Origin of the sequence: Allobosea sp. MMO-172 (genome assembly GCF_037147855.1) — a bacterium.
Lineage (GTDB): Bacteria > Pseudomonadota > Alphaproteobacteria > Rhizobiales > Beijerinckiaceae > Allobosea.
In genome coordinates, this window is the sequence record NZ_JBBCUM010000008.1 from 15,667 (window position 1) to 25,135 (window position 9,469).

At 59.8% G+C, this 9,469-nt stretch carries 13 protein-coding genes; 4 read left to right on the forward strand and 9 right to left on the reverse strand.

Features of this window, described 5'->3' with window-relative positions; all coding sequences use genetic code 11:
- Nucleotides 1–22: 22 nt before the first annotated feature.
- Both WFK61_RS13425 and WFK61_RS13430 read right to left on the reverse strand, forming a co-directional pair.
- Nucleotides 23–532 (reverse strand): OmpA family protein, encoded by a 510-nt coding sequence (locus WFK61_RS13425; RefSeq protein WP_336812411.1) that lies wholly within the window; start codon nt 530–532, stop codon nt 23–25.
- A gap of 55 nt (nt 533–587) precedes the next feature.
- Nucleotides 588–1,136 carry a hypothetical protein gene (locus WFK61_RS13430; protein ID WP_336812412.1) on the reverse strand — a complete coding sequence of 183 codons (549 nt, stop codon included), beginning with the start codon at nt 1,134–1,136 and terminating at the stop codon, nt 588–590.
- A 515-nt stretch (nt 1,137–1,651) separates the two neighbouring features.
- On the opposite strand from WFK61_RS13430, the gene WFK61_RS13435 reads away from it, so the two are divergent.
- A complete protein-coding gene (locus tag WFK61_RS13435; protein WP_336812414.1) occupies nt 1,652–1,897 on the forward strand; it encodes a hypothetical protein in 246 nt (81 codons plus the stop codon).
- 66 nt (nt 1,898–1,963) lie between these two features.
- Nucleotides 1,964–2,512 (forward strand): lipocalin family protein, encoded by a 549-nt coding sequence (locus WFK61_RS13440; protein WP_336812416.1) that lies wholly within the window; start codon nt 1,964–1,966, stop codon nt 2,510–2,512.
- 73 nt (nt 2,513–2,585) lie between these two features.
- On the opposite strand, the gene WFK61_RS13445 is transcribed toward WFK61_RS13440, so the two are convergent.
- From WFK61_RS13445 to WFK61_RS13465, 5 genes are read right to left on the reverse strand one after another with little or no spacing between them, the layout of a single operon-like run.
- On the reverse strand, nt 2,586–2,804 hold the full coding sequence (locus WFK61_RS13445; protein WP_336812418.1) for a hypothetical protein: 219 nt from the start codon (nt 2,802–2,804) through the stop codon (nt 2,586–2,588).
- Nucleotides 2,804–3,049 (reverse strand): hypothetical protein, encoded by a 246-nt coding sequence (locus tag WFK61_RS13450; protein ID WP_336812420.1) that lies wholly within the window; start codon nt 3,047–3,049, stop codon nt 2,804–2,806. The genes WFK61_RS13445 and WFK61_RS13450 overlap by 1 nt, the downstream gene beginning before the upstream one ends.
- Before the next feature lie 14 nt (nt 3,050–3,063).
- Nucleotides 3,064–3,357 (reverse strand): hypothetical protein, encoded by a 294-nt coding sequence (locus WFK61_RS13455; RefSeq protein ID WP_336812422.1) that lies wholly within the window; start codon nt 3,355–3,357, stop codon nt 3,064–3,066.
- On the reverse strand, nt 3,354–5,423 hold the full coding sequence (locus tag WFK61_RS13460; RefSeq protein ID WP_336812424.1) for an ATP-dependent helicase: 2,070 nt from the start codon (nt 5,421–5,423) through the stop codon (nt 3,354–3,356). The genes WFK61_RS13455 and WFK61_RS13460 overlap by 4 nt, the downstream gene beginning before the upstream one ends.
- Complete coding sequence (locus tag WFK61_RS13465; RefSeq protein WP_336812426.1) at nt 5,420–5,650, reverse strand: hypothetical protein; 231 nt, start codon at nt 5,648–5,650, stop codon at nt 5,420–5,422. Before WFK61_RS13465 ends, WFK61_RS13460 begins: the two co-directional genes overlap by 4 nt.
- A gap of 59 nt (nt 5,651–5,709) precedes the next feature.
- Here WFK61_RS13465 and WFK61_RS13470 point away from each other — a divergent pair, with 59 nt between their 5' ends.
- Nucleotides 5,710–6,000 carry a hypothetical protein gene (locus WFK61_RS13470; protein WP_336812428.1) on the forward strand — a complete coding sequence of 97 codons (291 nt, stop codon included), beginning with the start codon at nt 5,710–5,712 and terminating at the stop codon, nt 5,998–6,000.
- 120 nt (nt 6,001–6,120) lie between these two features.
- Nucleotides 6,121–7,518, forward strand: a complete 1,398-nt coding sequence (locus tag WFK61_RS13475) for a KAP family P-loop NTPase fold protein (RefSeq protein ID WP_336812430.1) — start codon at nt 6,121–6,123, stop codon at nt 7,516–7,518.
- 360 nt (nt 7,519–7,878) lie between these two features.
- Here the strand turns inward: WFK61_RS13475 and WFK61_RS13480 are convergent, their stop codons facing one another.
- A complete protein-coding gene (locus tag WFK61_RS13480) occupies nt 7,879–8,931 on the reverse strand; it encodes a hypothetical protein (RefSeq protein WP_336812431.1) in 1,053 nt (350 codons plus the stop codon).
- A 57-nt stretch (nt 8,932–8,988) separates the two neighbouring features.
- Nucleotides 8,989–9,399, reverse strand: coding sequence for a helix-turn-helix domain-containing protein (locus WFK61_RS13485; RefSeq protein ID WP_336812433.1), 411 nt, complete (start codon nt 9,397–9,399; stop codon nt 8,989–8,991).
- Nucleotides 9,400–9,469: the final 70 nt, after the last annotated feature.

Here is a 9,469-nt window from a genome sequence, read left to right on the forward strand (position 1 = left end):
CCGTCGCGGCAAAGGGATAATCCTATTTTCGGATCAATACGCTTACGCGGCGATTCAGCTGTCGGCCGTCCGGGTCGTCACTACCGTCTGGTTTGCGATTGGGAGCCACGGGATTTCTGGCACCGAACCCCGACGCTGAGAGGGCCTTAACCGCGACGCCCTCCCGAGAGACCAACCAGCTTTTGACTGCGTTGGCGCGACGCTCGGACAGTTTCTGATTGTAGGCTTCGGCGCCAAGAGCGTCAGTAAACCCTTGGATCGTCACCTGACCGCGCGCCTTGGTCCTGATAATTTCCCCAAGCTCGCGCAAGGCTTCCACTGCATCCGAGCGCAGTTCAGCCTTGTCGAAGTCAAATAGCACGTCTGCAGGCAAGGTGATTTCGATCGCGGTTGGCGTTTCCGTCTGAAGCGGCGCGCTCGGAAACACGATGCCCGCGGATGGAAAGCTGATTGGCGACGAACGGAAGACGATTTCGCTGCTCCGAAACTGGGAGGATGGGCTTGACTGTCCAACCGCAGCGAACGGCAACAACAGTGTTCCCGCAGCGAGTGAGGCGTATCGGACCAACCCTCGCCAGAGGTTTTGACTAGCGGACATCGATCGGCACGCCGGAGATGAGATCGACCTTCTCGTAGAACTGGATGTTGATCGTCTTTGTTGTTGCCGGTGGTGCGCCGAAGATTGCGTAGCACGAGGATATCTTGCCGGCCTGCGTCGAGCAGCTGGAGCCGGTCACGCCGGGCGTATAGCTGCGCCGGCCGACAAGGTCGATAAGCCGAATGTTATCGGCCACCATGCTGTAGTTGGCGTTGCCGCTATTGGTAACCCGGAGGCGTAGCGTGAGGGTTTCCGCTTCGGTTCGCTTCAGCGACACGATGTCGATGCGGACATCTGGATCAGCCCCTTTGATGCTCGCCAACGGCTGTTCCTGAGCGAAAGCAACCGTAGCTGTCGTCAGCCATGCCGAGCCGGCCAACACAGGAAGTACGTCAACTGCCGACCTGATTCTCATCGCCTGTCCTATTGCTGCGCGCACAATCACCGCTTTGCTGAGCACTGTGATAGCCGACCGGACGATACCGCTTGTCCCGCATTTGAAGGAGGGCGGTTTGATGCTCGGAAAAAACTCGTGCATGCCCAAAATCGCCGCAGCGTCGTCGTAGCGATGTGGGGTCCTGACTTCTTACTTTCCCAGGCAGCGCTGACTGAAGCCTGCAGCCTTAATCTCGGTTGGGAAGGAAAATCACACGCCGCTTGCCTAAAGCAAGCGACGCAACTGGGAACGGCATGCTCGCCCCCGCGTTGACCGTTCTCACAGCAACACTGGTTGCCGAGGATGAGAGATGATCAGAGCTGTTTTCTCCGGGGTAGCGGGCGCGTGGATCGCACGGAATGTCGAGCGCGGTGACATCCCCGAGAAGCTTGCTGTCCCTCTGGCATTTCTGGCTGCACGCATCCCGACGCCGGTGCTCGTTGCTGGGGCCCTTGGATATGGCTTGTACCGCTGGAAGCAGGAGATCCGGGCATATGCGGCCCAGGACATCACTCCGAAAAGTCCAGCGCGCTCCGCCCGCAAGACAAGGCCGGCAGCGCGTCGCAAAGGGCCAGTCCCCAAGACATCCAAGCCAACGGCAGCCGAAGACCAAGCTGATGCTTAAGCTCCTTTTCGAAATGTCGATGCTGGCATTCGAAGCGCAGCAGGCAATCTGGCTAAGGAGCATGAAGTTGGCAGCAGGCGGCACTGCGGCTGATCGCGAAGCGCGTCTGATGGTGAGCGAAAAGGTCTCCGCTGGGCAGAGTGCGATTTATAAGGCCGCAACAGGCAGCGCTCCCGTCAGCATTGTTCGGGGCTATCGACGGAAAGTACGCGCAAATGTCCGGCGCCTGGCGAAATAGGTTGGGTAGCTGATCGCGGTGCTCGCCAGAAGTCCTAAGGCTAACGCTCAAGGGAAAGAGCGAAGAATGACGATCAGAAACATGATGAGTGCGCTGGCGATCGGGTCAAGCCTTGCACTGGCGGCGTGCAATTCTCTGGTAAACCAGCCAGTTGGTAATTCCAGTGTTCCGCAGCCGGCGAAACCGGTCGAGCTGAATCGCTATCTCGGCAAGTGGTACGAGCAAGCGCGATATGAGGCTGGCTTTCAGAAGGACTGCGAGGCCGTCACAGCAGAGTACTCCCGGAAGTCGGATGGCGCGGTTGCTGTCGTTAATTCCTGCCGCCAAGGCGGCACCGCGGGGCCGTTGAAGACGGCAGAGGCGACGGCACGCGTCGTTGATGGCTCCAACGGTTCGAAGCTCAAGGTCACCTTCTTCTGGCCGATCGAGGGCGACTATTGGGTGCTGGATCGCGCGTCGGACTATTCGTGGTCCATCGTCGGCGAGCCTTCGGGTCGATATCTCTGGATTCTGACGCGAGGCCAAGTCCTTGGCCCGTACGAGTATGCGAAATTGGTGAGAAGGGCGAAGGCACTCGGCTACGATACCGATTTGCTCAGGCGAACTCGGCAATAGGGAGCCGGTTGAATGAGACCCATCAGCTGCTCCGCTGATGGCTCGTTAGACCGTCCGCACATGTCCTGATGTCCTACTGGATCGGCGAGACTTGGGCCTGCGCCTCATTGGCCTTGGCCATCATCGCTTCAAGCTTCGCGAACGTCTCCGGCGAGAAGACGAGGTTCATCACCTGGCCGCTGGCCATCTCGAAGCTGATCATGGTTTCGCCCTGCGGATCGGTCGTCAGCGCGATGCGCTTCACATCGGCCACGTCGAGATCGATTTCGGACAGCTCGCTAGGCTCAGCCATCAATCCCGATCCTTGACCGGTAGCCAAAGCTCGCCTGGATTGACTTGAGCGACAGCCGCGTCGCTGACGATATGCTGCTCCTGCAACTTGGCCTCTATGAGCGCTATATCGAGAAAGTAGGCGAGCGTGCCGAAGCCGCGGGCGGTCGCCTCACTCTTCAGCGCCCCAATCCTGTCCACCAGATCGTCAGCCCGGCGAAGCGGAACGCGCGGCACTACCGATCCTATCCTGACCACATCTGCCATGATGCCGGCCCTCCTCAGTCAGGGTAGTCGCGGGCAAGCCGATCATACAAGTCGACTTCCGCGGCATCCGCGGCGAGGGCTGTTTCGAGCTCGTAGGCAGGTGCAATGACACCACCGAAATGCGCATGGAAGGCTCGCGCGAAACGCGCTTCCTCGAAAGCCACGCGGATCAGGTCCTCAGCCATCGTGCCGAGAACGCGGAACCCGATTTGCCAATCGATGCACCATGCTTCGATCCGGCGGAGGCGTTCGGCCGCGGACGCCCTATCAAGCTTGATCTCGACCTGATGCGGCCAGTGCCCGGTCATCGCCACATGCCTCGCATCTTGGCCCTGACATCGACCTTCGGGCCTCCAGACGGTGCCCGCGAGGCTTCTGCGGCCGCGATGGGCCAGGCAGTCCGCTCGAACTGGCCGAGCAGCGCATTCGGGATGAAGCGGGTTCGATTGGCGTAGACTTGACGGTCGCCGGTCGCAGATTGGCCGTGCGTGAAGAAGCGCTGCGGCACGACGAGATGCAGATCGTCTTTCGCCCGCGTCATCGCGACATAGAGCAAGCGGCGCTCTTCCTCGATTTCATCACGCGCACCGGCGCCAAGGTCGATCGGAATGCAGCCGTCCACCGTGTTCATGACGAAGACCGACTTCCATTCCTGACCCTTGGCCGAATGGATCGTCGACAGGATCAGATAATCCTCGTCGAGATGAGGCACCCCGGCCTGGTCGCTGGTTGCGTCCGGCGGATCGAGCGTCAATTCGGTCAGGAAGCGCTCGCGTGACGGGTACCCGCCTGCAATCTGTTCGAGCTGCACGAGATCGGCCTGCCTTGTGCTCGCATCCTCATGGATGCGCTCCAGGTGAGGCTCGTACCAGCGGCGAGCAAGCTCGATCTCTGCCGGCCATCCAGCCGTGCCGACGCGCAGCTCGCTGACGGCGGAAACGAAGGACGTCCAGTCGTCGCCGGCCCTGGGCGGGACCGGCGCGTTCTCCAGAGCTTCGAGGGACGCCGACACCTGCGCAACATGCTCAAGGACGCGCTGCGCCGAGGTCGGGCCGACGCCAGGTAAGAGCTGCAGCACCCTGAAGCCAGAGACCTTGTCGCGCGGGTTTTCGACGAAACGCAGCAGCGCGAGCAAGTCCTTGATATGGGCGCTGTCGAGGAATTTCAGCCCGCCGAATTTGACGAAGGGGATGTTCCGACGCGTGAGCTCGATTTCGAGCGGCCCGCTATGATGCGATGCACGAAACAGCACGGCTTGCTGCTTCAGCGTCGAGCCGCCCTCCCGGTTCTCCAGAACCTTCTCTGCTATGAAACGCGCTTGATCGGCCTCGTCCCGCACATGCACGAGCTGCGGCGGCGACCCCGCTGCGCGATCAGTCCAGAGATTCTTGGTGAAACGCTCGGCCGCCAGATCGATGACGGCATTGGCAGCCGAGAGGATGGAGCTGGTCGAGCGGTAGTTCTGATCCAGCGTGATGACCTCGGCCGGCGGTACGAAAGCTGCCGGGAAGTCGAGGATGTTGCGAACCGTTGCGGCGCGGAACGAATAGATCGATTGGGCATCGTCGCCGACGACGGTCAGGCCACGCCCGTCCGGCTTGAGCGCGAGCAGGATCGAAGACTGGAGCCGGTTCGTGTCCTGATACTCGTCCACCATGACGTGATCGAAGCGGCCGCCGATGTCCGCTGCGATATCGGGATCGGTCACGGCCTGGGCCCAGTAGAGCAGCAGGTCGTCGTAATCGAGGACGTTCTGGCTCTGCTTGGCCTCGACATAGGCCGCGAAAAGCTCTTTCAGCTCAGCCGCCCAGGTGGCGCACCAGGGGTAGGACAGGCGCAGAACCTCCTCAATTGGAAGCTCGGCGTTCACGCAGCGCGAATAGATCGCCAGGCAGGTGCCCTTCGTCGGAAACCGCGACTCTGTTTTCGAGAAGCCGAGTTCGTGCCGGACCAGGTTCATCTGGTCCGCGGAGTCCTCCCGGTCATGAATCGTGAAAGCCGTATCGAGACCGAGCTGCTCGGCATAGTCGCGCAGCAAGCGCGCGCCGATGCCATGGAAGGTGCCTGCCCAGGTGAGCGCGTCGGCGAGTACGCCGGCACCATCGCCGAGCACCTTTCGGGCGATCCGCTCAACGCGCTTGGCCATCTCGGACGCCGCGCGCCGCGAGAAGGTCATCAGCAGGATCCGCCGCGGGTCGGCGCCGCTAACCATGAGATGGGCGACCCGGTGCGCAAGCGTGTTGGTCTTGCCCGAACCTGCGCCCGCGATGACAAGAAGTGGCGAGGACGCTACCGAGCCAACGCCATGGATCACCGCACGCCGCTGCGCCGGGTTGAGCGCGTCGAGATAGCTGATCGGCGCGATGACGTTCATGCCTTCGCTCCCGGAATCGGCCGAGCACCCTGTGAGAACAGGCCACGCAGATAGCCCCGCGAGACTGAACGATCGGCGTCGGCCAGAAGCACGATGAAGTCGTGGACCAGCGCCCGCAGCGCCGCGGTTTCCGAGCCGTGTTCCTCCATCAGCATGGACACGATGCCGCTGATTTCCGCGTCCAGCGATGTGTCTTCAACGTGCTGGTCGGCCGGCTGCGGTGACATGGCTTGCGTCCTCTGGAATGAGAACAGTAAGAGAACAAACGCCACCGAGGAGTCAAGCCATGAAGCGCAACCCGCGTCGCGCCTATGACAGAGAGGGGCGCGAAATCCAGCCGGCCACCGTGGCCAGCCAATTGGCCCTAGGCCGGCGGCATATCGAGATTTACTGCAACGCGTGCGGTCGCCATCGCGGCGGGATCGACGTCGGCGAACTCCCGCCCGAGACGCCTATTCCTGATATCTGTCTGCGTTATCGGTGCTCGGCCTGCGGCTCGAAAAACCTCATGTCGCGGCCCGATGTCTGCGAGGATCGCGCCGCGGTAGATACGCGCCGAAAGGAGCCGTCGAGCTGACGACCGGTTGAGCGCCCACGGCCCACCTCGGGATCCGCTGCGTGTGCACAACCTGCTTCGCCACCTATGCCAGCCTACCGTTGATGCTCAGACTACCCCGGCGATTTGTAGGGGCTGGCCATGACCGAAACGGCTGAAGATATCTGGGCTGCTGACACGCTCGGCCGGAAGGCCGATGCTGACTTTCTGATCAACTTTCTGACGGGCCGGATTGAACAGCGCGGGCGCCAGGGCCTTCCCCGATCCTATGTGCTCAACATCGACGCTGGATGGGGAGGCGGAAAGACGTTTTTCATGACGCGTCTGGCGAAGGAGCTTCGACTTCGAGGGAACGGTGTTGCTTTGATCGATGCCTGGGAAGACGATCACGCCGATGACCCCATGCTATCCCTCATGTCGGGAATTGAGGCTACGATCAATCCGCTGGTTAAGGCGCACCCGGCGCTCGATAGCACATACAAGCTAGTAAAAAAGGCGGGCCTGAACATTGCGGCCACTGCAGCCAAGGGCGCACTTAAGCAGGTAAGCCGAAAACTACTCGGCGATGGGGTGGATCTGATCGCTGAGCAATACGGCGAGCTTGCCGACAGTATCGCGAAAAAGGGCAGGGAGGGCCTTGCTGAAAGCCTGGATAAGACGATCGACAAGTCGGCGGAAAAACTCCTTGAGGGGTTCGAAGAAGGGAAAAAATCTATTAGGCAATTTCGCGAACAGCTCGGTAAATTGACGGAACAGATCAGGGTAGAACACACCGACTGGACGATGTTTGTTCTTATTGATGAGCTTGATCGTTGTAGGCCCACTCATGCGATCGCGCTTCTTGAGCGGGTTAAACATCTCTTCAATGTCGGTAACGTGGTGTTTGTAGTGGCGACCGACAGCCGGCAACTCTCAGAGTCTGTAAAGGCCGTTTACGGCGGCGGCTTTGATGGTTCGCGCTACCTCACGAGGTTCTTTGATCGCACCTACCACTTCCCACCCCCTGAGCTCGCGCGCTTCGTTCGTGCCGAGATTGAGGCGCTCGGAATTGCGAGCGACCCTCTGTCACTGCCTCCCGACTTCACACTCGACGATCTGGTCTTGGGTTCGATCAAGGCGTTCAACGCCACTCCGCGAGATACGAAACGGGCATTGGAGCTTTTGTCGGACCTTATTGCGGCGTGGCCTTACAAGATCAAAGTCGAGGCGGTCATAATGGTCCCGATGGTAATCGGGCATCAATCTGGCAGAATTGATGTTAGGAAACGAAATGTATTATCGGATTTGTCTGCGCTTACTAAGGATAGTCAATACGGTCTGTCGAAATTTATGAATAGCTCTGAGTATCATGGAGAGCCAGAAACGATGACAATTGGCGATCTAATTAATATTTTTTCAGATAATGTTCATGATTTAATGAATTCTATGAGGCATGAATATAAAAGATTTTCGTATAAATGGGTTCAGCGTCGTCTTGCAGATGAATATCAAATTATCCATCAGTCGACCTCGTATTCCGGATCGATCTCCCATCATTGATAGGCGGCTATCCTGCTTTGATCATGAGCGCAGGAAATCTTCAGGTCGAAATGGGCCAGAGGCCTAAATGAAAAGCCCGCCGCTTGGGAAGCGACGGGCCTCTGACTTCTGTCAGGACTAGGCGGTTCCGGCCATCGCCGGGAAACTGGCTTTGCCCTCCTGTCGGCTGCGGCCGGTACATCCGCGGCAACGCATCCAACCGGAGAGCAGGCAGGCATCGGGGGATGCCGCGCTGAGAACGAGATGGGGGCGCGTCTGGTTCCCTGCAAGGCGGCCTTCTGCGCGGAAAAGCGGTGCCGCGCCTCGAGACTTCGTCTGCGATCCTAAAACCCCTTCACGCGAGCTGCTCGCTCGCCGATTCTATTCTGCCATTCCGATCATCTGTCTTGCGGCAGCGCTGGCGCCGGTCAGTGCTTTCTCGCGCTCCTGGGCAAGGTCAGAATCCTTGGTTCCCAGGAACGATGTCCGGGCTGCGGCCTCTATCTCTGGCCGGCAGAGCTCCAGCATGCCCTCGTAGAGCTTCCGCTGGTCAACGAACTTGCCGTTTCGAGCTGTGGCGATCGTCGAAAGGCAGTCGCGAACCTCCTTTGGAAGGTCAGACGCTGCCGTCGTTGAAGGGCCTATCGGGGCGCCAGGCGCGACGGATGCAGGCGTCGTGGGGCTGGGGGAGGCAGTGGTGCGGGGGCCACCCGCCTTGAGCTGAACGGCATTCGTGATGACATTGTTGCGAACGGCTTTCAGCATCTCCTCACGAAAGCCCGGTTCGCTGGCGGAGGAATAGTTCGTTCCTACTTTGAAGCGGATGGTATCGATCCTGGCCTGAATCGCATCATCGATCTCGCGACGGCATATTGTCATGGCGGCGGTCGCAAGGACGTCTGCGCTTTCGGACGATGATACGAGCTTTTCCAGCTGAGGCGATGTGCATTGGTAGGCACGATCGCGCAACGTGTCGGCAGCCTTCTCGATGCTCTCCAGGTGTTGCTGCCGCTCGACCTCACGGCGGGCCTGTTCTGCACGAGCGACGGCTTCGGCTTGGTCGAGCGCCGCAATCCTGCGGTCCATTTCGCTCTGGATTCTAGTCCGGACTGCGCGGGGCAAGTCCTCAAAATAGGCTCCCTTGACGAAAATGAGACCCGTGCCGGCGCCATGAAGGCTGTCATGCATGACAGCGACTTCGGCCAATGCGTTGGTGCAGACGCGCCAACCCTCGCCAATCATCGGGCCAAGGTTGTTGTAGCGATAGCCATTCAGGATGTCTGGGTGCCGCGCTGCCTCACGAGAAATGCAATCTGTTGCAGCGCGGATGGTGGGCAGCAGGAGCTTCCGCTTCTGTTGCTCTGTGGTCTGAGCGAAAGTGCCGTGGGCGCTACCCAAGAGCACAGATGCAATGACTGCCAGATGAAACCACATCGCCACGACCTCGACACAATCTCGCAACTAAAGCGGGAAAGGAGAGCTTCTTCAAGGTCACTTTGCTGTGTCGTCGTTCTCTGGCTTCGAGCCAGTCGAGAGAAGCCGCATGATTTTCAAAGCCGTTTCCATGGGCATCACGCGGTCTATCGTCAGCCTGGCGGTGCCGTCTTCTAGCGAAAGCACATTCGGCCCTACAGAGACGGGGTTTGCTGGCGCCGGGGGCAACAGATGCTGGGGCTCGACGTCGAGCGCGCGCGCCAATGCCAGAAGGATATCACCCCGTGGAATATTCTCGCCCGCTTCGTAACGAGACATACTCGTCCGATCGAGTTTGGTGCCGGTCGTGATCAATTCGCGAGCGCGTCGAGCCAACTCGGCTTGGCTCAGCCCGAGTTCGGTTCGTCGCGAAACCAAACGTCGTGCAAAATCGAGCGCACGCGCTTTTCCCTCGCCGGTTCGACTCATTTACTGGTTGCCCTTCGCAGCTGCTGAGCTGTAGGCGCGGGGTGCAAATAATGCAATTGCCTCGCGCAAC

What these genes read in the sequence shown, in the direction of transcription:
- WFK61_RS13450 (WP_336812420.1), bottom strand. Translation starts at nt 3,049, where the DNA reads ATGGCAGATGTGGTCAGGATAGGATCGGTAGTGCCGCGCGTTCCGCTT.
- WFK61_RS13480 (WP_336812431.1), bottom strand. Translation starts at nt 8,931, where the DNA reads ATGTGGTTTCATCTGGCAGTCATTGCATCTGTGCTCTTGGGTAGCGCC.
- WFK61_RS13440 (WP_336812416.1), top strand. Translation starts at nt 1,964, where the DNA reads ATGACGATCAGAAACATGATGAGTGCGCTGGCGATCGGGTCAAGCCTT.
- WFK61_RS13475 (WP_336812430.1), top strand. Translation starts at nt 6,121, where the DNA reads ATGACCGAAACGGCTGAAGATATCTGGGCTGCTGACACGCTCGGCCGG.
- WFK61_RS13485 (WP_336812433.1), bottom strand. Translation starts at nt 9,399, where the DNA reads ATGAGTCGAACCGGCGAGGGAAAAGCGCGTGCGCTCGATTTTGCACGA.
- WFK61_RS13430 (WP_336812412.1), bottom strand. Translation starts at nt 1,136, where the DNA reads ATGCACGAGTTTTTTCCGAGCATCAAACCGCCCTCCTTCAAATGCGGG.
- WFK61_RS13465 (WP_336812426.1), bottom strand. Translation starts at nt 5,650, where the DNA reads ATGTCACCGCAGCCGGCCGACCAGCACGTTGAAGACACATCGCTGGAC.
- WFK61_RS13470 (WP_336812428.1), top strand. Translation starts at nt 5,710, where the DNA reads ATGAAGCGCAACCCGCGTCGCGCCTATGACAGAGAGGGGCGCGAAATC.
- WFK61_RS13435 (WP_336812414.1), top strand. Translation starts at nt 1,652, where the DNA reads ATGCTTAAGCTCCTTTTCGAAATGTCGATGCTGGCATTCGAAGCGCAG.
- WFK61_RS13455 (WP_336812422.1), bottom strand. Translation starts at nt 3,357, where the DNA reads ATGACCGGGCACTGGCCGCATCAGGTCGAGATCAAGCTTGATAGGGCG.
- WFK61_RS13445 (WP_336812418.1), bottom strand. Translation starts at nt 2,804, where the DNA reads ATGGCTGAGCCTAGCGAGCTGTCCGAAATCGATCTCGACGTGGCCGAT.
- WFK61_RS13460 (WP_336812424.1), bottom strand. Translation starts at nt 5,423, where the DNA reads ATGAACGTCATCGCGCCGATCAGCTATCTCGACGCGCTCAACCCGGCG.